General features: G+C 66.9%; 17 protein-coding genes and 1 other RNA gene. 9 read left to right on the forward strand and 9 right to left on the reverse strand.

Going from position 1 to position 18,653, the window contains the following annotated elements:
- Positions 1-132: 132 nt before the first annotated feature.
- The 3 genes from ribH to thiL all read left to right on the forward strand — a co-directional run bounded on the left by ribH (position 133) and on the right by thiL (position 2,164).
- Positions 133-600: a 6,7-dimethyl-8-ribityllumazine synthase gene (gene ribH, locus QOL57_RS18530; RefSeq protein WP_089238735.1), complete on the forward strand. Its 468-nt coding sequence runs from the start codon at positions 133-135 to the stop codon at positions 598-600.
- Complete coding sequence (gene nusB, locus QOL57_RS18535; RefSeq protein WP_049469504.1) at positions 597-1,076, forward strand: transcription antitermination factor NusB; 480 nt, start codon at positions 597-599, stop codon at positions 1,074-1,076. Before ribH ends, nusB begins: the two co-directional genes overlap by 4 nt.
- Before the next feature lie 125 nt (positions 1,077-1,201).
- On the forward strand, positions 1,202-2,164 hold the full coding sequence (thiL, locus tag QOL57_RS18540) for a thiamine-phosphate kinase (protein WP_089238737.1): 963 nt from the start codon (positions 1,202-1,204) through the stop codon (positions 2,162-2,164).
- 45 nt (positions 2,165-2,209) lie between these two features.
- On the opposite strand, the gene QOL57_RS18545 is transcribed toward thiL, so the two are convergent.
- Together QOL57_RS18545 and QOL57_RS18550 are read right to left on the reverse strand one after the other, a co-directional pair.
- Positions 2,210-2,932, reverse strand: coding sequence for a fimbria/pilus periplasmic chaperone (locus tag QOL57_RS18545; protein ID WP_089238739.1), 723 nt, complete (start codon positions 2,930-2,932; stop codon positions 2,210-2,212).
- A gap of 60 nt (positions 2,933-2,992) precedes the next feature.
- On the reverse strand, positions 2,993-3,505 hold the full coding sequence (locus QOL57_RS18550) for a fimbrial protein (protein ID WP_089238741.1): 513 nt from the start codon (positions 3,503-3,505) through the stop codon (positions 2,993-2,995).
- Positions 3,506-3,791: 286 nt separating this feature from the next.
- Between QOL57_RS18550 and QOL57_RS18555 the strand changes: the two genes are divergently transcribed.
- The 3 genes from QOL57_RS18555 to QOL57_RS18565 are packed head-to-tail and all read left to right on the forward strand — an operon-like array spanning position 3,792 to position 7,800.
- Positions 3,792-4,739, forward strand: coding sequence for a fimbrial protein (locus tag QOL57_RS18555; RefSeq protein ID WP_244900744.1), 948 nt, complete (start codon positions 3,792-3,794; stop codon positions 4,737-4,739).
- Positions 4,736-7,252, forward strand: a complete 2,517-nt coding sequence (locus tag QOL57_RS18560) for a fimbria/pilus outer membrane usher protein (protein ID WP_089238745.1) — start codon at positions 4,736-4,738, stop codon at positions 7,250-7,252. Before QOL57_RS18555 ends, QOL57_RS18560 begins: the two co-directional genes overlap by 4 nt.
- 38 nt (positions 7,253-7,290) lie before the next feature.
- Positions 7,291-7,800 (forward strand): fimbrial protein, encoded by a 510-nt coding sequence (locus QOL57_RS18565; RefSeq protein ID WP_244900746.1) that lies wholly within the window; start codon positions 7,291-7,293, stop codon positions 7,798-7,800.
- A 94-nt stretch (positions 7,801-7,894) separates the two neighbouring features.
- On the opposite strand, the gene QOL57_RS18570 is transcribed toward QOL57_RS18565, so the two are convergent.
- The gene (locus tag QOL57_RS18570) at positions 7,895-8,305 is read right to left on the reverse strand and encodes a hypothetical protein (protein ID WP_089238747.1); all 411 of its coding nucleotides are present in this window, start codon (positions 8,303-8,305) and stop codon (positions 7,895-7,897) included.
- A gap of 530 nt (positions 8,306-8,835) precedes the next feature.
- On the opposite strand from QOL57_RS18570, the gene QOL57_RS18575 reads away from it, so the two are divergent.
- A complete protein-coding gene (locus QOL57_RS18575; RefSeq protein ID WP_244900748.1) occupies positions 8,836-10,803 on the forward strand; it encodes an acyltransferase family protein in 1,968 nt (655 codons plus the stop codon).
- Positions 10,804-10,903: 100 nt separating this feature from the next.
- On the opposite strand, the gene QOL57_RS18580 is transcribed toward QOL57_RS18575, so the two are convergent.
- The 4 genes from QOL57_RS18580 to QOL57_RS18595 form a co-directional block, all read right to left on the reverse strand.
- Positions 10,904-12,289: an FAD-linked oxidase C-terminal domain-containing protein gene (locus QOL57_RS18580; protein ID WP_089238751.1), complete on the reverse strand. Its 1,386-nt coding sequence runs from the start codon at positions 12,287-12,289 to the stop codon at positions 10,904-10,906.
- Positions 12,286-12,930: a metal-dependent hydrolase gene (locus QOL57_RS18585; RefSeq protein WP_089238753.1), complete on the reverse strand. Its 645-nt coding sequence runs from the start codon at positions 12,928-12,930 to the stop codon at positions 12,286-12,288. The genes QOL57_RS18580 and QOL57_RS18585 overlap by 4 nt, the downstream gene beginning before the upstream one ends.
- Positions 12,931-13,040: 110 nt before the next feature.
- Positions 13,041-13,409 carry a YraN family protein gene (locus QOL57_RS18590; protein WP_176429857.1) on the reverse strand — a complete coding sequence of 123 codons (369 nt, stop codon included), beginning with the start codon at positions 13,407-13,409 and terminating at the stop codon, positions 13,041-13,043.
- Positions 13,399-15,120 carry a penicillin-binding protein activator gene (locus QOL57_RS18595; protein WP_089238757.1) on the reverse strand — a complete coding sequence of 574 codons (1,722 nt, stop codon included), beginning with the start codon at positions 15,118-15,120 and terminating at the stop codon, positions 13,399-13,401. The genes QOL57_RS18590 and QOL57_RS18595 overlap by 11 nt, the downstream gene beginning before the upstream one ends.
- An 81-nt stretch (positions 15,121-15,201) precedes the next feature.
- Here QOL57_RS18595 and rsmI point away from each other — a divergent pair, with 81 nt between their 5' ends.
- A complete protein-coding gene (gene rsmI / locus QOL57_RS18600; protein WP_089238759.1) occupies positions 15,202-16,020 on the forward strand; it encodes a 16S rRNA (cytidine(1402)-2'-O)-methyltransferase in 819 nt (272 codons plus the stop codon).
- 166 nt (positions 16,021-16,186) lie between these two features.
- An RNA gene (gene rnpB / locus QOL57_RS18605) (RNase P RNA component class A) lies at positions 16,187-16,538 on the forward strand.
- 78 nt (positions 16,539-16,616) lie between these two features.
- Here the strand turns inward: rnpB and QOL57_RS18610 are convergent.
- The gene (locus QOL57_RS18610; RefSeq protein ID WP_089238761.1) at positions 16,617-17,096 is read right to left on the reverse strand and encodes a DM13 domain-containing protein; all 480 of its coding nucleotides are present in this window, start codon (positions 17,094-17,096) and stop codon (positions 16,617-16,619) included.
- A 771-nt stretch (positions 17,097-17,867) separates the two neighbouring features.
- Complete coding sequence (locus QOL57_RS18615) at positions 17,868-18,644, reverse strand: NRDE family protein (protein WP_089238763.1); 777 nt, start codon at positions 18,642-18,644, stop codon at positions 17,868-17,870.
- Positions 18,645-18,653 lie beyond the last annotated feature (9 nt).

Consider the following 18,653-nt stretch of genomic DNA (forward strand, 5'->3'; position numbering starts at 1 on the left):
GCCCGGCGCTACCCCGGCGCCCCGTAATCCGGTAGCGCCGGGCCATGCCCGGCGGGTTCCCCAGGCCCCCGCCAGCCACGGCCGGGGCCCATCCACGGTAGAATTACCCCTTAATCGAATCCCAAGCCGCATATGAGCCACTACGAAGGCGATCTTCGCACTCCCGAATCGGCGCGCTTCGCCATCCTGGCCAGCCGCTGGAATGCCCGCATCACCGACGTGCTGGTCGCTGGCGCCCGCCAGAGCCTGGCCGGCAACGGCATTGCCGAAGCCAGCATCGATGTGATCCGCGTGCCGGGTGCCTGGGAGCTGCCGCTGGTTGCCGCGCGCCTGGCCGCCGCCCACGAACACGCCGCCATCCTCACCCTGGGCTGCGTGATCCGCGGCGACACCCGCCACTACGAACACGTGGCCGACCGTTGTGCCGAAGGCCTGATGCGCGTGCAGCTGGACTTCGGCGTGCCGGTGCTGAACGGCGTGCTGGCAGTGGAACGTGTGGAAGATGCCGAGGCCCGCGCAGGCGGCAGCCACGGCAACAAGGGCGAGGAAGTCGCACTCGCCGCATTGGAAATGGTCAACCTTCTGGAGCAGCTGCCATGAACAAGAACACCCAGGGCAAGCCCTCCGGTAAACCCGTCCGCCGCGATGGCATCGATCCGGTGCTGCGCTCGCGCGCGCGCCGTCGTGCCGTGCAGGCCATCTACGCCTGGCAGATCTCCGGCGGCAACGGCCAGTCGCTGATCGCCCAGTTCGCCCACGAGCAGGCCCGCGAAATCGCCGACCTGGCGTACTTCGAAGCGCTGGTGCATGGCGTGCTCGACAATCGTCGTGACATCGACGAAGCCTTCGGCCCGTACCTGGACCGCAGCATCGACGAGGTGGACGCGATCGAACGTGCCGTGCTGCGCCTGGCCGGTTACGAGCTGCGTTACCGCCTGGACGTGCCGTACCGCGTGGTCATCAACGAAGCCATCGAATCGGCCAAGCGCTTCGGTTCCGAACATGGCCACACCTACGTCAACGGCGTGCTGGATCGTGCCGCCGTGGAATGGCGCAAGGTCGAATCGGGTCACTGACCCACCTTCTGTAGAGCCGAGCCATGCTCGGCTCACCGTGCAGCGCACGGTTGCGTCCGGCAGTGCGGCGCGTGATCGAACTGCAGCCGAGCATGGCTCGGCTCTACAGGAAAGCAGAACGCCCCATGTCCCTGGCCGAATTCACCCTCATCGACCGCATCCGCGCCCGCACCGTCGAGCGCGACGACATCGTGCTCGGCATCGGCGATGACGCTGCACTGCTGCAGCCGCGCCCGAACGAACAGTTGGTGGTCACCGCCGACACGCTCAACAGCGGCGTGCATTTCCCGGCAGAAACCCCGGCGTTCGACATCGGCTGGAAGACGCTGGCCGTCAACCTGTCCGACCTCGCCGCGATGGGCGCACGCCCGGCGTGGTGCACGCTGGCGCTGTCACTGCCCGAGGCCAGCGAGGACTGGATCGAGGCGTTCGCCGATGGTTTCTTCGCACTGGCCGACCAGCACGACATCGCGCTGATTGGTGGTGATACCACGCGTGGCCCGTTGTCGCTGTCGGTCACCGCAATGGGCCAGGTCTCACGTGGCCAGGCGCTGCGTCGTGATCGCGCACAGATTGGCGATGACATCTGGGTCAGCGGCACCCTCGGTGATGCTGCCGGAGCGCTGAGGCTGTGGCAGCAGGGTGCATTGAACGTGACCGCCGCCACGCTGCTGGCCGACTACGAAACCCTGCGCCTGCGCCTGCTGCGTCCCAGTCCGCGCGTCACCCTCGGCCTGCGCCTGCGTGCATTCGCGCATGCGGCCGTGGATGTCTCCGATGGGTTGCTGGCCGACCTTGGCCACATCGCTGCACGCAGCGGCGTGCGCGCCGAGGTCGATGCCGATGCGTTGCCGATGTCAGCGGAGCTGCGCGAGCTGCTGGGCCGCGATGCTGCCCGTGAGTGCGCGCTGCACGGTGGCGACGATTACGAACTGTGCTTCACCGCCGCCGCCGACCAGCGCGACGCGCTGCACTTCGTTGCCGAATCGCTGGATCTGCCGATCACCCGCATCGGCCGCATCATGGAAGGGCAGGGCGTGCATACCGAAGGCCATGACGGCCCGAGCGGCTACGAGCACTTCGCCTGAGCGATGACGCCGGGCATGGCCCGGCGCTACAACGGCGGCGCGCGCCTATCGCCCAACGCGCGCTTCGGCTTCGCGCGGCGTGCCGTAATCATCCAGCCACTTGAACGCCACCGTAGCTGGCATTGCGGCACCCTCCGGCAGCGCATAACGCACCTGTGTACCCGGCGCGATCATGTCCACGTCCACGCTGCGGCCATCGGCCAGGGTCAGCGCACTCAAGGTCACGTGGTACGCGCTCGGGTTGCGTACCTGCAGCGCATCGCCATCGGCAGACCACTGCAGCGTGGCTGCTGCGTCACGTGCACTGCCCGGCAGCCCGGCGGGTCGATGAAACAGTTTCACCCGCGTACGCACCGCGAACTGCAGCAGGTTCTTGCCGCTGGCATCGCTGGGCTTGGGCGGAATGTCCAGCAGATTGAAATAGAACACCGATTCGCGATCGGTCGGCAGCGGCGCCTCCGATGGGCGCGGTGCGTAGGTGACGCGATATGCCTGGCCCTGCTTCGGCTGCAGCAGGCGTGGCTCGGCCGGTGTCAGCCTGAAGGGAGTGCGCACGTTCTCCGGGCGCGACTGGCTGTCGCCGTCGTCGATCCACACCTGCGTCATCGCCGGCAACTCGCCCACGTTGCTGGCCTTGACCGTCACGTCGCGGCCCTTGCTGGCGTCGTGCACGATGCGCGTGCCCTGCAGTGTCACCGCAGCCGATGCCGGCAGCGCCACCGACACGGCCAGCAGCGCGCATATCCACGTCCTGGCGCGGAGTTTCATGGTCAACCTCATTGAAAGGTGCAGGCCAGCACAGCGTGGTGCTGGCCTGCCGGAAGCGGATTACTTGTAGAGCACCACGAAGTCGCCCGAAGCATTGGCGGTGCCAGCGGTAGCGTTGGTTGCCGGCGAGGCGTACCACGCGCTGTAGTCCAGCTGGCCGCTGCCACCGGCGGCGATGGTCACCCACACGGCCGGGTCCTCACCGATCTTCTGCTGGTTGCCGACGGCGTCGTACAACGCCACACCCACGTTGGTGGCGGTCGAGGCTGCGGTCAGTGCCAGGTTGCCGGTGCTGCCATCGGGCGTGCCGCCGAAGCGCACACCCACATCCTGCGATGCACCCGAGCCGGAGCAATCCAGCGCAATGGTGAAGTTCTTCTGGCCGGCACGGGCGCTGGCGTTTACCGAGGCCAGATCGACCTTGCCCATCGGCACGGTGATGGTGCCGCCGGTGGAGCCCACCGAGCAGGTGGAGGTCATCAGTTCGCCAGTGATTTCCAGCGTTTCGGCAGATACCGACGGCGCGACGACGGCGAGGGCGGAAAGCGACAGGAGGCGGAGTGTGAGTGGCATGACAGTTCTCTGTAGTGGAATGGAGGCACGCGGTGACCGCCCAAGGCAGTCAGCGCGGGTAGTTTCGATGCGCACGTCAGGCTGCGGTATGCAACAAGTTGTAAAAGCGCGTTGACGTTCGCGAACTGCAATTAATCCGATAGGAAGTGGCGGTGCCGCTGCCTAGACTGCGCGGCCTCGATTGGTTGCCGGAGGAATCGCCGTGCGGTTTCCATTGCAGTTCCGCGCTCTTCTGTCTGTCTGCACGCATGTGCCGCGTGGCGTGGCGCGTGCGCGGGTAGGTGCGATGGTCATCGCTTTCCTGTGCATTCTGGAGGCCGGGGCCAGCTGCGTGCGGCTTAGTCCGGGAGATCAAGATCTGAGCCTCACCCTGCGGGGGTTCAATCTGGATCGGCCGGATCAACGGCTGGGAACCAGCGCGGCGGGAGCAGTCGCCCTGGGGTTCGAGTGCGCTGCCGGGCAAACAGCCTTCGTCGTGGATGCGCCACTGACCGGTCTCACCTACGAGCGCGATGTCACCAACGGTGGCGTCACCTACAAGGCCTATAGCTTCAGTTCGCGCTCACCACTCATCGGCTTTGGCTACAGTGTGAGAGAGGGGGCTCCCTCGAATTATGGTGGTCCAGCCTTGGCTGTAGGAGCGATCAATCGACACCCCGGCATACCGATTGCAACTGCTGGACCGGTTACCGTCGCGGTTTATGTGATTGTGTTCTTCCGTGGGGGAGCCATGGAGCCGGTGCCGATGAGCTACTTGGGTACCATCACATCTTGGCCCGAGGGTGATCCGAGCCAGAGGATGCAGCACCACCTGTCGGTGGAGATCTCCATGCCCCCCGTCACCTGCACGCTCGCCAACGCCTCCCACACCCTCGACGACGTTCTCGCCAACGAACTCGCCGCCAGCGGCAGCAACGCGAAGGAATCCAGCTTCGACGTCGCGATGAACTGCCCGATGGACAACATCGACGTGCAGCTGTCGCTGGCAGACGCCAATGGCCCGGGCAGCAGCAATGGCCAACTGGCACCGGCTCCAGGTACCACAGCCGGTGGCGTACAAGTGCAGCTGCTGCGCGGAGGCCAGCCAGTGCAGTTCGGCCAGACGTGGTCGCACGGCTGGTCCAGCAAGGGCCAGCAGGCCATTCCGTTCAGTGCACGCTATCTGCGTACACCCGATGCGCTGTTACCCGGCGACGTCAAAGGCGAGGCGGTGCTGACCGCCGATTATCGATGATGGCCGTCAATCGTACCCGTGCCACCACGCGATCGCTCTGCGCCGCCATCGGTGCGGTGTTGTCGACGGGGCTGGCGTTCGATGCTGCCGCTGCGCCGGTCGAGTTCAGCGAAGGCTTCCTGATCGGCGGCGAAGCCATCGACATGGCGCGATACGCCAACGGCAATCCGTTGCCGGCTGGCGATTACGCGGTGGACGTGCATGTGAACGGCCAGTTCCTGCACAGCCAGGACATCCGCTTCGTCATCCAGGACGACCCGCAGATCGCGGTGCCATGCCTTTCTCCGATGCTGGTACGCGGGTTGCCATTGAAGCCTGCGTTTCTTGAGGCCCTGCCGTCCGAAGAGAACACCTGTGTGGATCTGCCCGCGCTGGTGGAGGGCGCCAGTACCACCTTTGACAGCGGCGAGTTGCAGTTGTCCCTGAGTATTCCGCAAGCGGCCCAGGCCATCGCCGCGCGTGGCTTCGTGGCACCGGAACTGCGCGACGACGGCATCACCGCCGCCTTCATCGACTACAGCGCCAACCACTACCGCAGCCAGGGCAGCGACAGCAGCTACCTCGGCCTTCAGGCGGGCCTGAACCTGGGCGCATGGCGCCTGCGCCACCGCGCGTCGTTCACCCATGGCAGCCAGGGTACCCGTCACCAGGTCATCAGCAGCCACCTGCAGCGCGACATTCCACGCTGGAACAGCCAGCTGCTGCTGGGCCAGGGCAACACCGGCGGTGAGCTGTTCGAAAGCGTGCCGTTCACCGGCGTGCGCGTGGCCAGCGACGAGCGCATGCTGCCCGACTCGCTGCGCGGTTATGCACCGGTGGTGCAGGGCATTGCCGAAGGCAATGCGGTGGTCACCATCCGCCAGAACGGCAGCATCATCCACGAAAGCAATGTGGCGCCCGGTCCATTCACCATCGAGGATCTTTATCCCACCAACTTCGGCGGTGACCTGGACGTCAGCGTCACCGAAGCCGATGGCCGCGTGCAGCGCTTCAGTGTCAATTTCTCCGCCGTGCCGCAGGCGTTGCGTGCCGGGTCGTCGCGCTTTGCGGTCACCGCGGGCGAGCTGCGCGACACCGGCAACACGCTGCAGGCGCTGCGCTTCACCGAGGGCACCTACGCGCGCGGCCTGAACAACCGGCTTACCGTGCTGGGTGGCGCGCAGCTGGGTGAGGATTATCGCGCGCTGCTCGCCGGTGCTGCGGTCAACACGGCCATCGGTGCATTCGGCGCCGATGTCACCCATTCGCGCGCCCGCCTGCGCGACAGCGAAACCGTCACCGGCAACAGCTTCCGCCTGAACTATCAGCGCTACGTGGCGCGCACTGGCACCAACTTCGGCCTGGCCGCGTACCGCTACAGCACGCGTGGCTTCCTCAGCCTCAACGATGTGGCACGTGCGCAGAACGACGACTGGGGCTACGGCCAACGTGCCAGACAGCGCTACCAGGTGAACTTCTCGCAGAAGGTGGGGCAACGCAGCAACCTCTATCTCAGCGGCGGCCACGTGGCGTACTGGGACAGTGCCCGACGCCGCAACGATTTCCAGGTGGGCTTCCAGAGCACGCTGGGGCGGGTCAACTATGGTGTGTCCGCGCTGCGCTTCCGCTTGGGCGATGGCCGCCAGGACACGCGCTATGCGTTCACCCTCAGCGTGCCGCTGGGCCGCAGTGCCAACGCACCGCGTGCCAGCACCCAGCTCAGCCAGGCCGACAGTGGACGGCAATCGCAGCTGGGCATCAGCGGCAGCCTGGGTGAGTCACGTGCGCTCAGCTACAGCCTGTCCGGCGCGCAGGGCAGTGGACAGAACAGCCACAGTGCCTATGCCGCGTGGCAGGGCAGCCGTGGCAACCTCAATGCCGGCTACAGCCGCAGTGGCGACTACCGCAGCCTGTCGCTGGGCGCATCGGGCAGCGTGGCGCTGCACAGCGGTGGCCTGAACCTCGGCGCTCCCGTGGGCGACGGCTTCGCGCTGGTGCAGGCGCCAGGTGCGCAGGGCGCACGCATCGGCAGCAGTACCGACCTGCGCGTGGCGCGCAATGGCTACGCGCTGCTGCCGCACATCAGCCCCTATCGCTGGAACACCATCGACCTGGACCCCTCCGGCCTGCCGATCGAGGTGGAGCTGCTGCAGACCTCGCAGCGTGTGGCGCCCACCGCCGGTGGCATCGTGCGCGTGCCGTTCCAGGTGCGCCGCGAGCGCACGCTGTTCATTGATGCCACCGATGCCCTGGGCCAGCCGCTGCCGTTTGCGGCCGTGGTGCAGAGCGAAGACGGCACGCCGGCCGGAGCAGTGGGGCAGGGCGGGGTGCTCCAGCTGCGCGGTGCACAGGACAGTGGCAGTTTGATCGTCGACCCCGATGGCAAGCGACGCTGCCGCATCGACTACCGCATGCCCGACGCGCCGGATGCCTACGGGCTGTCGTGGAGCCAGGCGGTGTGCGTGCCGCAGCCGCTACCACCGGAGAGCCTGCAGGTGGGCACACCGGAGCAGGAAGAGGGCACCGCCCCATGAGTTTCGTCTTTCCTTTCATCGTTCACAGGAGTTCAACCATGTCCCGTTCCCTTCTTCAGGTGATCGCGGTGCCGATGCTGTGCCTGATCACGTCGACCGCAGGCGCCCAGGCCACCCTCACCATCAGCGGCCGCGTGCTGCCGGGCACCTGCACGCTGGCAGCGCCCACCATCGCACTGGATCCGGTGAAGGCCGATGAGATGACGCCAGGTGCCGCCAACAGCGTGAAGGCCGGTGCACTGAACTTCACCGGCTGCGTGGGCGTCAGCCGCGCGCGCCTGTCCTTCGATGGCACGGCCGCCGACGGTGATCCGGAGCGCTGGAAGAACACCGCCGCCACCACGCCAGCAACCGGCGTGACGGTCGCGCTGCTGGCCGGCGCGAGCGGCAACACGTACCTGAAGAAAGGCGACGCCGACATTCCGGTGGCGGTTTCTGGTGCGACGGCGTCCTATCCGTTACGCGCGGGTTACTTCATTCCCAACACCAGTGGCATCAACGCCGGCAACATCTCCACCGAGATCGTGGTGACTGCTGCCTACGACTGATCGCCGATCCGGTCCTGTAGAGCCGAGCCATGCTCGGCTGCTCTTCGATCAGGCTCCAGGCAAGCCGAGCATGGGCTCGGCTCTACAAGTGCCGCTAGGCAGCCCGCAACTGCACATCCACATACTCGGCCAGCCCACGGCAGGCCAGCAGCAAACCCTCCCGCACGTCATCGCCCACCTGCTGCCCTTCGTCGCCATCCACGCGCACACGCTCGATGGCGTGCAGCAGTTCCAGCAGCAGTGTCAGCCCGGCGTTGGCGCGGTCGATGCGTGCCATCGCGATGCCATGGCCCTGATTGCGGCCTTTCCAGGGCCAAGGTCGCCCGTCGGCGGCCTCCACGTGGCGAATGCGCTGCAGACTGCCAAGCAGGGTGATGCCCTCGTCGGCATGGGCGCCCATCGTGCTGCCCAGGGTGGTTTCCAGTGCCTTTGCCAGGTCGTCCGGCAGGCGTTCGACGGCATCGCCCAGGGTGGCGAAGAGGTAGGGATAGAGCGAAGAAGTCATGGCGGCGTCCTTGAGTGCGAAGCAAGGGGCCGCCCTCGCGTTGGGCGAGGGCGGCGGACGGTGCGTGGTTGCAATACCGGTGGCAAAAGCGCGAAAACGCCGGCGGGCACGAGGCCCCCACGCACCGCCCGCCATAGGGCACGGACGGATTGCCTGCCGACGCCGCCCAACAAGGAGAGAGCGACGCCGACAGGCAAGCGTAAACAACGCCTTTGCCAAACGGGATTGCAAGCCCGTGCCACCCGTTGTCGGTGGCGCCACATGATTTGCATGGACAACCCGCGATTCCAATGAGAATGATTTCAAACTTCGAAGAAGTTGCATTCGCGGAACTTTCGCCGCATTCGCATCGGAATGCGCGGTAGTGAGCCAATGGCGTCACTTGGCGCGGTGCTGGACCCGCATTCGGCGCGACCGCACAGCAACGGATGGAGTGGATCTGAACGAGGCCCGCATCTGTCGTGATTGTCCGTTGAACGCGGGCGCCGACGGTGGCGATGCTGCGGGGTCGCTTGCCACCCGTCGTCCGCATGTCCACTTCCGAACGTTCCCACAACGCCGCCATCGATGGCCTGCGCGCGTTGGCAGTGCTTGTCGTCATCGTCTTTCATGCCAATGCCCGCTGGCTTCCCGGCGGCTTCACCGGCGTTGATCTGTTTTTCGTCGTCTCCGGCTTCGTGATCAGCCAGTCGCTGGCTTCACGTGCAGGCATGCCACTGGGCACGCTGCTGCTCGACTTCTACCGACGTCGCGTGCTGCGGTTGTTGCCGGCGCTGCTGGCGATGCTGATGGTCACCTTCGTGCTGTCGGCGCTGTTCATTCCCCGCGCGTGGCGCAATGAGCAGTTCGACCAGACCGGCTGGGCCGCGCTGGTCGGCTTCAGCAACGTCGTGCTGGCAGGCCAGCAGGACGATTACTTCTCGCCCGGCGCGGAACTCAATCCGTTCCTGCATACGTGGACGCTGGGCGTGGAAGAGCAGTTCTACCTGGTCTTCCCGCTGCTGTTCTTCGTGTGGCTGCGCGGGCAGGAGCGTTGGCCGTGGTCGCGTTGGCTGTTGCCGGTGCTCACCGTGCTGTCGCTGGCGTGGGCGGGTTGGCAGGCACAAACGGCACCGGCGGCAGCGTTCTATCTGCTGCCGGCGCGGTTCTGGGAGCTGGCCGCAGGCGCGCTGCTGTACCAGTGGATGCGTAGGCGTACGCCGGGCCAGAACGGTGACACGGTTGCAGCGGCCGGCTTGGCGCTGCTGGCCGCAGGTGTGCTGATCGCACCGCGGCTGGCGATGCCGGTTCCCGGCGTGCTGGCTACGGTGGCCGGTACCCTGCTGCTGTTGGCAAGCGTGTCGACGCCGGGTGCATCGCGTATCACCCGCGCGCTGGGCTGCGCACCGCTCGCCTACCTGGGGCGCCTGTCTTACTCGCTGTACCTGTGGCATTGGCCGCTGCTGGTGCTGCTGCGCTGGACCTACGGCCTGCACGGTGCCGCGCTATGGCTGTATCCGGTACTGCTGCTGGTGGTATCCGCTGCGTCGTATCAGTTCATCGAGCGTCCGCTGCGCAGTGCGGTGCCGCTGCTGCGCCTGGCACCGGCCAAGGTGCTGGCGATGGCGTTGCCGCTGGTGGCGCTGTGTGGCGCGGGTGCCTGGGCCACGGTGGAGTACCACGAGCAGGTCTCGCTGAGCGTAACCCGCGATGGCTATGCATGGCAGGCGCGCCGCTATCCGGCGTGGCGTCCGCTGGAGCCGGTGAGCGCGCCTGCCCTTGAAGGGCGCCGCCTGTTTGTTGTTGGCGACTCGCATGCGGCGGCCTACCGCACGATGACCAGCATGGTCGCGCGGCAGACCGGGATGGAGATCCGCCAGGAAGATCGTGGCGGCTGCAGCTTCGTCAATCTGCTGCAGGCCAGCCCGGCCGATTGCCAGGGCTTCATTCAGGGCAGCCTGTCGAACATCGAACGCGAGGCGCGCCCGGGTGACATCGTGTTGCTGGCGGCACTGCGTATGCCGGAGCTGCGTGGGTTCGATTGGCAGCGGGAGGACGAGCAGCAGATCTATCAGCGCTTGCTGGATGAGCGCACGCCGGCCAACGCACGGGCCGCGCGGGATGAGGCTGATCGCATTCTGGCGCGCCTGCAGGCGCTGGGCGTGCACGTGGTCATCGATGCACCGCTGCCATTGTTCAAGGCCGGGGCCTATCGCTGCTCGGACTGGTTCAATCGCCACAATCCGGCTTGTGCTGGTGGCCTGAGCATGCCGCGTGCGGATCTGGAAATGCTGCGCGTGCCGCAGATGGCACTGTTGGCTGACCTGGCGGCACGTTACCCGTCACTGACCTTGTGGGATCCGCTGCCGTTGCTGTGTGGGCCGCAGACCTGTTCGGCGGTGGAAGACGGCGAGCCGTTGTTCTTCGACAATGATCACCTGAGCGGGCATGGCAACCGCGTGCTGCTGCCCAGCTTCCGGCAGACCCTGATCAATATCGCGGGCGACACGCCGGTGTAGAACCGAGCCCGCGCTCGGCTTGCGCGCGCAGCGCGGGCTTCATCGTGATCGGGTCGAGGAGCAGCCGAGCATGGCTCGGCTCTACACGTGGGGGCGCGGTCTATGCCGGCGGCAGCACCTTGCCCGGGTTGAGAATGCCGTCCGGGTCAAGCGCGGCTTTGATCGCGCGCATCGTCGCCAGCGTAGCCGGTGTAAACGCCTGCGGCATGAAATCGCGCTTGGCCAGGCCGATGCCGTGTTCGCCCGACAACGTGCCGCCCAGTGCCAGTGTCAGCTCGAAGATCTTCGGCAGCGCGGCATGCGCGCGCGCGTTTTCGTCGGCATCCTCCGGGTGATAGAGGATGTTGACGTGCAGGTTGCCGTTGCCGGCGTGGCCGAAGGTGACGATGGTGAGCGCGTAGTCACGTGCCAGGGCCTGCACGCCGGCCACCAGTTCCGGAATGCGCGACACCGGAACCACCACGTCTTCATTGATCTTGCCCGGCGCGACGCTGCGCAGCGCAGGCGACAGCGCCTTGCGCGCCGCCCACAGCTGGTCGCGTGCACGGCCTTCCATCGCCACGTCCAGCTCGATCATGCCGTCGCCTTCGGCGGCGCTGGCCAATGCCTGCAACAGATAGGGCAGCGTGTCGTGGTCGCCATCGGCCTCGACCAGCAGCATCGCGCCTGCCTCCGGCACATCGGCACCATTCAACCGCAGCAGCTCCAGGCTGCGCGCATCCATGAATTCCAGGCGGGTGGGCACCACCGGCTGCGACATCAAACGCGACACGCCGGCCGCAGCAGCATCGGCATCGCGGTACAGCACGCGCAGGCCGGCCTGGCTGACCGGCAGCGGGGTCAGTTTCAGCGTGGCTTCCACGATCAGTGCCAGCGTGCCTTCGCTGCCCACCAGCAGATGGGTGAGGTCGTAGCCGGTGGCGTCCTTGGTGTAGGCGCCGCCGCAGCGGATCACCTCACCGGTGCCGGTCACCGCCACCAGGCCCAGCACGTTGTCGCGGCTGGTGCCGTACTTCACCGCGCGCGGGCCGCCGGCATTGCACGCGAGGTTGCCGCCGATGCTGCAGATCTCCGCGCTGGAAGGATCGGGCGCCCAGAACAGGCCGTGCGGCGCCAGCGCCTGCTGCAGCGTTCCATTGAGTACGCCTGGCTGCACCACCGCGCAGCGGTCACCGGCGCGGATCTCGAGGATGCGGTCCATGCGGGTGAACGACAGCACGATGCTGCCGGGCAATGGCACCGCCGCACCGGTGGTGCCGGTGCCGGCGCCACGTGCGACCAGTGCCACGCCATGCGTACGGCAGGCGCGCACCAGCGCCTGCACCTGTTCGACATCTGCCGGCAGTGCCACGGCTGCCGGGCGCTGGTGGCGCCAGGAGTTGTCCTGCGCGTTCGCTTCCAGTGCGCCGTCATCCATGCGCCAGCCACCGGCACCCAGCAGGGCGGACAGTTCGGCAACCAATGCGGCGGGCAGGGCAGTACTCATGACGGATCTCGTGGGGCAGCAGGGGCGGGTTGAATCAGTTTCCAGGCAACAACGGCGCCGGCCAGCGGCAGCCATACCCAGCGCAGTTCCGACAGCAACGTGGCCAGGCCGCGCGCGCTGAAGAACTGCGGGGCAAACGGGGAAACGCGGATCGGGCGCCAGGGCGCGAAGAAGCGGTGTTCGCTCCAGGGCCATGCCAGGGCGACGCCGAGGCCGCCGGAGGTCAGTGCATCCAGCAGTGGGTGGCTGGCGGCGCAGACGAAGACGAACACAGCGGCTTGTACGGTGGACGCCAACGTTGCGGCCTGTGTGGTGGGTGCCCACCTTGGTTGGCACGAAAGCGCCGACCACGGTCGGCGACTACCGGAGCTGTGCGGCGCCGACCAAGGTCGGCCTCTACCAAAGCTGTGCAACAACGCCGCCACCATGGCCAGCACGCAGGCGAACAACAACGAATGGCTGGCGCCGCGATGGCCGAACGCATCGGCATAGGGAATGTGCAGGGCGAAGGCCAATACATCGGCGTCCGGCAGCATCGCCGCGATCACGCCCGCGCCCAGCAGACGTGACGGAATGCGGCCGCGATTCGCGGCACACCACAGCGCCAGCGGCACAGCGGCATGGGTGATGATCGATGGCATCAGTCACGCACCGTGGTAGTGCCGGCCAGGCTGCGCGCTGGTAGGTGCCAACCTTGGTTGGCACAGAAGCGCCGACCAAGGTCGGTCTCTACCAAAGCGGACGGTACACATCAGCAATCATCCAAGCGGAACGCATCGCGCAGCCAGTTCAACTGTGGCGGTTCACCCGTGGCTTCCACCACATCGAAACGGCAGGGCGCATCGGCCAGCGCGGGATGGTCCTGCAGGTACAGCAACGCGGCATGCGCCAGACGTCGACACTTGCGCACATCCACCGAGGCAGCGCCGCCACCGAAATCGGATCGCGCGCGATAGCGCACTTCCACGAAGACCACGGTGCCAGCGTCATCCATCACCAGATCCAGCTCACCGCCGCGATAACGCACGTTGCGTGCACGCAGCTGCAAGCCGGCCTGCTGCAGATGCTGCTCGGCGGCGGTTTCCACCGCCGAGCCACGTTGCAGGTGCTCAGCGACCACCGGCGATCGGCATCGGCCGGCCACCGCTGAAGGTCGACCATGCCGGCTGGCGCAGGATGTTGCCGTTGCTGTCCAGGTACAGCGTGCCGGTGGCGCCGTCCAGGCCGCCTTCGGTGGCCAGCTTGTCCAGGTAGGAACTGATCTTCCACGCATCGGCGCCGAAGGCGAACAGTCGGCTGGCCGCGCCGCGCGCGCTGGGCAGGGTCTGGGCGACCTGGGCAGCGGACGGCACGCCGGACACGCTGCGCACGTTCCAGGCTTCGTTCGGGTAGATGATGCCGTCCAGCGCCACGTCTTCTTCGACCTTGCCGCTGCCGGTGGTCAGCTGCGAAGTGCCCACGCGGGTGGCACCACCGACACCGGCCAGCGCCAGCTGCGGCGCCAGCAGGCGGGCCTGCGGTGCACGTACGGCCAGGAACACGGCATCGACCGCGCCGGCGTTGCGCACCTGCGCGCTGACATCCCCCACCGTTTCGCTGACAGCGATGGTGGCGGCGACGCTGCCGCCGCGCTGGGCAAAGCGCTGTGCGAACGCTGCAGCGGCGCGGCGGCCGGTGTCGTCGCTGCTGTTGATCACCAGCGCCTTGCTGCGCTCGCGGCCACGCATGTATTCGGCGGCGACGATGCCGTCGTCTTCCGGCGCCAGCGAGAAACCGGCACTGCCGGCCGGCGGCGCATCCTTGCCGCGGTTCAGGCCCAGCACCGGCACCGGCAGCTGCTGGCGGCCATACACGGCATCCACTTCGTCGCGGCCGAGCGGGCCGACCACGAAGTCGGCGCCGGAGGCCACGGCCTTGTCATAGGCGGCCAGTGCACCGGCCGGGGTGCCGGCGGTGTCGAAGAAGTTGATCTCTGGACGACGGCGGGTTTCACCGTAGTACGCGCTGAGCAGACCATCGCGTACCGGCTGTGCGGCGGTGGCCAGGCGGCCGCTGAGCGGCAGCAGCACCGCCAGCTTGGCCGGCGGGCGGTAGCCATCGCTCATGGCCGGCGGGCGCTTGCTGGTGTCGAACTGGGCGGCGCCATCGCGATCGAACGGGCGCGGCAGCGGCAGGCCACGGGCGATCAGCGCGCGGCCGGCGAAGTTGTACAGCGGGTCATTGGCCGGCAATGCAGCTGCGCGGCTGCGCAGGGTGGCATCGTCGAGGGTGCCGAGCAGCCCGGAGATGGCAGCCTGGTTCTCGCTGCGCGCAGCGCCGGTCAGGCCGGCATGCGCACGGGCGCGTTCGGTGGCGGCGCCGAACGCATCGCCGGTGGCCTGCAGCGCATTGGCGCGGGCCAGGTACCAGCGCGTGCGCAGGCTCGGGTGCACGCTGTCGCCATGATCCTTCAGCAGGGCCAGTGCCTGCGCCGGCTGCTTGTCGGCCAGCGCCAGTTCGGCACTGGCCAGCTGGTAGCGCTGCAGGCTGGCGCCGTTCACCTGGCGGGCGGTCACCTGGCCCAGCAGGCTGCGCGCGCGGGCGCTGTCGCCGGCCAGATGCCAGGCCCAGGCCGCATCGGCCAGGGCGTTGCTGCGGGCACCACCACGCAGGGTGGCGGCCAGCGCTTCCAGTTGCAGGGCGGCGTCGCGCGGCTTGCCTTGTTCGATCAGCGCCAACGCCTGGCTCTGGGCCGGCGATTCGGGCGCGCTGACGAGGCTGGTGGTGGCACAACCGGCCAGCAGCATCAACGACAGCGACAGGGCAGAGATGCGTGCGGCGGGCTTGTTCATGATCGGGTCCATGCGATGAGGGCAGCGGCCTTGGCCAGGTACACGCTAGGATTCTACCCTTGCCCCGTGAGTACCGCTGAAATGAGTGTCCCAACCCTGTATGTCGTCGCCACGCCGATCGGCAACTTGGCCGATCTGAGCCCGCGCGCGCAGGAAGTGCTGCGTTCGGTGGCGGCCATCTGCGCCGAGGACACCCGCCGCAGCGGCCAGCTGCTGTCCCATTTCGGCATCCAGCAGCCGCTGGTGGCCCTGCACGAGCACAACGAAGAGGCGCTGGCCCAGCGCCTGGTGGCGCGCCTGCAGGCCGGCGAGTCGCTGGCGCTGGTCAGCGATGCCGGCACCCCGCTGGTCAGCGATCCGGGCTTCCGCCTGGTGCGCGCTGCGCGCGCGGCCGGCATCAAGGTCAGCCCGATTCCCGGCGCCTGCGCCGCCATTGCCGCGTTGAGCGTGGCCGGCCTGCCCAGTGATCGCTTCACCTTCGAGGGCTTCCTGCCGGCCAAGGCCAGCGGCCGCCGCGACCGCCTGCAGGGGCTGGCCGGCGAAGTGCGCACGATGGTGTTCTACGAATCCTCGCACCGCATCACCGAATCCCTGGCCGACATGGCGGCGATCTTTGGTGGCGAGCGCCCGGCCGTGCTGGCGCGTGAACTGACCAAGCTGTTCGAGACCGTGCTGGATGGCGACTTGGCCGGGCTGCTGGCGCAGGTGGAAGCGGATGACAACCAGCGCAAGGGCGAGTTCGTGGTGATGGTGCAAGGCGCTGGTGATGATGCCGAGGCGCAGCTGGCGCACGGCCGCCAGGTCTACGCCAAGCTGAGCGAGCACCTGCCGCCGTCGACCGCCGCCAAGCTGGCGGCCGAAATGACCGGTGCGCCGCGCAAGGCGTTGTACGGCAGTTGAGCGGCGTTGGGTGAATCGCAGCCACGCATGGCGTGGCTCTACTGCGGTGCGGATGGATCCATGCTATTGCGTGTGCACGGTAGATCCACGCCATGCGTGGATGGATGAACCGCGCGCCGTAATCAACCCGGCAGGGCAGGTCCACGTGCGGTAGAATGCGCGCGGCGGAGTCGGCCAGACAGTCGCGTCATCCCTTCGGGGGTGCCGAGGAAAGTCCGGGCTCCATAGGGCAAGGTGCCAGGTAACGCCTGGGCGGCGCAAGCCGACGGAAAGTGCAACAGAAAGATACCGCCTACGTCTTCTTCGGAAGGCCGGTAAGGGTGAAATGGTGCGGTAAGAGCGCACCGCGAGTCTGGCAACAGACCGGTACGGCAAACCCCACCTGGAGCAAGACCAAATAGGGATCCTTTGGCGCGGCCCGCGTTGGATCCGGGTAGGTTGCTTGAGCGTTGCGGCGACGTAACGCCTAGAGGAATGACTGTCCACGACAGAACCCGGCTTATCGGCCGGCTCCGCCCCTTCATTCCATCCACGCATGGCGTGGATCTACCAGGTAGTGCCGGCCGCTGGCCGGCACCCGGAATCCCCTGCAGGCCTCAGCCCGACTTTCGGTACTGCCCGGCGGAAATGAACTGCGAGAAGCGCTCGCACCACACCACCACGGTGGTGAACTCATCCACGTCCACATCGGCCGGCACATCCACCAGGAAGCGGTTGAAGGTCTTGACCTCGCCGATGCGCTGGGCCTTGTCCTTGATCTTCAGGAAGTCGGCTTTGTTGTCGACGAAGTCGCGGACCAGGTAGACCTTGTAGTCTGGACCCGGGCCCATCTTGCCGTCGAAGGCGACCTGGCGGGCGCTGACGCTGACCTTGCCTTCAGCCCAATGCACCGCGTCACTGCCTTTGAGGTCGCGACGGAAGGTGGTGCGGTAAGTAGCGTCGGCCATCGCGGTCTGTACCTGCTCGACCGGCGGATCGTCGGGGGCGATCAGGATGGGCAGGAAATACACGCCCAGGCCGAAGCCGAGGCCGAGGGTGAGTACGTGGGTGGCGACAAGAATGAGAAGGCGGCGCATCGATGACTCCCTATGGATCGAAAGCGCGCGGGGGACCGCGCAAGGTCATCGTGTTGCGGTAGCCGCGAGATTTATAGAGACAGGCGCGACAGAAAAAGGGCACAGAAGCAAACGGTGCGGCAGCAAACGGCTGCGGCGAGTGGTGTGCTGCGGCCGCTCGACAACGTTCAATTGTCGCAATCTACTCTCCAGGGTTCGCCTCATCGTCCTTCCTCAGGGCGCGTTCACAGTTGCGGCGATCGCAGTGAATGCCTGTGGTGCAAGCATCTGCAACGTGTGCCTGCCAATGGCGATGGCTTTCTCATGGAAAAAAACACCCGGTGCGCTTTACGGGTATGGCTGGCGAAGTAAAGGTGTGGTTGCTTTATCAGCTGTGTCTGATTGCTACGGGAGTAACACACCATGTCACTTGCCAATGTTCGCCTGCTTGTGGGTTACGCCGTGGCCATATGGTTCGGCTTTGCACTCGCCTTGTACCTGCTTCCCCTTATTGAGACGGGCAGCGACTTCTGCCGCCGCGGTGTGCACTGCGATCTCCCTCAGCTTCACTTGCACTCAACGGCATCCTTGGGCGAGGAGTCCAGCGCTGGAAGTGATGTTCCCGACCCGTTGGACCATGGCGCGCGCGGGCGTCTGCCTCTACTGCGCGCTTCAACTATCAGGGGATCCAGCCCGTTCCATCCATGCCGGATTCTGTATTGATGCAGTGCGGGTACCTGCGGAGCCGCGGCAGGATGTACCAAGCATGTTCTCTCGGTTTCAGCAGAGCAGTCAGAATGCGACGCTGCCATCGCCGACGGATACGCCTTGCGGTCCAAAGCGACGCTCATGGATTTCGCCGTGGCCGTTCGCGTCAATCAGCAGCACGGTGCTGGCGCGGGTGCCGTAATCGTCGCCACGGATGAAGGCGGGGCTGAGCCAGCGTTCGCGCTCCATGCCGATGCCGGTATCGGGCAGGTCGCTGTCGGCCGGGCGATGTTCGTCGGCCAGGGCGTTCCACAGTGGGGTCAGATCCCTTTCCCCTTGGGACAGGGATCTGACCCCGTCCTGTTCCAGCCAGGCCGATAGTGCGTCCATCAACCGCCGGGTCTTCGGCCAGGGCGCGTCGATGGCGCCATTGGACATGCCATGTACGCCCGGGCCAAGCGTCTGCCGCTCGGCTGGGTGGTTGCCCAGGTATTCCAGGCTGTTGCCATCGGCCAGCAGAAGGTTGAACGGGGCGTAGGCCGCGGAGATTCCGGCCAGACGTTCTATATGCGTACCCGCCGGATCGCGGCCACGCAGGTAGTCGGCCACCAGGGCGCCACGTGAAGGCCCGGTCTGGGCAGCCTGCGGATCGCGGACGTTGGTCACCACCGCCATCCTGCCGCCGGCACCGACGCCGGCCCAGCCGCCGCCGGAGCGCAGGTCGCGCCCGCCAATGACGGACGTCTCATCCTGCCAGGGGGCCAGGGCCGCAGTCGGGCGGGCGTGGAACTCATCACGGTTGCCGGCCATGACCAACCGCCAGCGCGGGTGGTGCAGCCAGCCAAGAGCAAGCAGGCACATGGGGCCATT

The sequence above is a fragment of the Stenotrophomonas sp. yr243 genome (assembly GCF_900184195.1).
Taxonomy (GTDB): Bacteria; Pseudomonadota; Gammaproteobacteria; order Xanthomonadales; family Xanthomonadaceae; genus Stenotrophomonas; species Stenotrophomonas lactitubi.

What these genes read in the sequence shown, in the direction of transcription:
- QOL57_RS18610 (WP_089238761.1), bottom strand. Translation starts at nt 17,096, where the DNA reads ATGCGCCGCCTTCTCATTCTTGTCGCCACCCACGTACTCACCCTCGGC.
- QOL57_RS18595 (WP_089238757.1), bottom strand. Translation starts at nt 15,120, where the DNA reads ATGAACAAGCCCGCCGCACGCATCTCTGCCCTGTCGCTGTCGTTGATG.
- QOL57_RS18550 (WP_089238741.1), bottom strand. Translation starts at nt 3,505, where the DNA reads ATGCCACTCACACTCCGCCTCCTGTCGCTTTCCGCCCTCGCCGTCGTC.
- QOL57_RS18555 (WP_244900744.1), top strand. Translation starts at nt 3,792, where the DNA reads ATGGTCATCGCTTTCCTGTGCATTCTGGAGGCCGGGGCCAGCTGCGTG.
- nusB (WP_049469504.1), top strand. Translation starts at nt 597, where the DNA reads ATGAACAAGAACACCCAGGGCAAGCCCTCCGGTAAACCCGTCCGCCGC.
- rsmI (WP_089238759.1), top strand. Translation starts at nt 15,202, where the DNA reads ATGAGTGTCCCAACCCTGTATGTCGTCGCCACGCCGATCGGCAACTTG.
- QOL57_RS18575 (WP_244900748.1), top strand. Translation starts at nt 8,836, where the DNA reads ATGTCCACTTCCGAACGTTCCCACAACGCCGCCATCGATGGCCTGCGC.
- QOL57_RS18615 (WP_089238763.1), bottom strand. Translation starts at nt 18,644, where the DNA reads ATGTGCCTGCTTGCTCTTGGCTGGCTGCACCACCCGCGCTGGCGGTTG.
- QOL57_RS18580 (WP_089238751.1), bottom strand. Translation starts at nt 12,289, where the DNA reads ATGAGTACTGCCCTGCCCGCCGCATTGGTTGCCGAACTGTCCGCCCTG.
- ribH (WP_089238735.1), top strand. Translation starts at nt 133, where the DNA reads ATGAGCCACTACGAAGGCGATCTTCGCACTCCCGAATCGGCGCGCTTC.
- QOL57_RS18570 (WP_089238747.1), bottom strand. Translation starts at nt 8,305, where the DNA reads ATGACTTCTTCGCTCTATCCCTACCTCTTCGCCACCCTGGGCGATGCC.
- QOL57_RS18585 (WP_089238753.1), bottom strand. Translation starts at nt 12,930, where the DNA reads ATGCCATCGATCATCACCCATGCCGCTGTGCCGCTGGCGCTGTGGTGT.
- QOL57_RS18545 (WP_089238739.1), bottom strand. Translation starts at nt 2,932, where the DNA reads ATGAAACTCCGCGCCAGGACGTGGATATGCGCGCTGCTGGCCGTGTCG.
- thiL (WP_089238737.1), top strand. Translation starts at nt 1,202, where the DNA reads ATGTCCCTGGCCGAATTCACCCTCATCGACCGCATCCGCGCCCGCACC.
- QOL57_RS18565 (WP_244900746.1), top strand. Translation starts at nt 7,291, where the DNA reads ATGTCCCGTTCCCTTCTTCAGGTGATCGCGGTGCCGATGCTGTGCCTG.
- QOL57_RS18560 (WP_089238745.1), top strand. Translation starts at nt 4,736, where the DNA reads ATGATGGCCGTCAATCGTACCCGTGCCACCACGCGATCGCTCTGCGCC.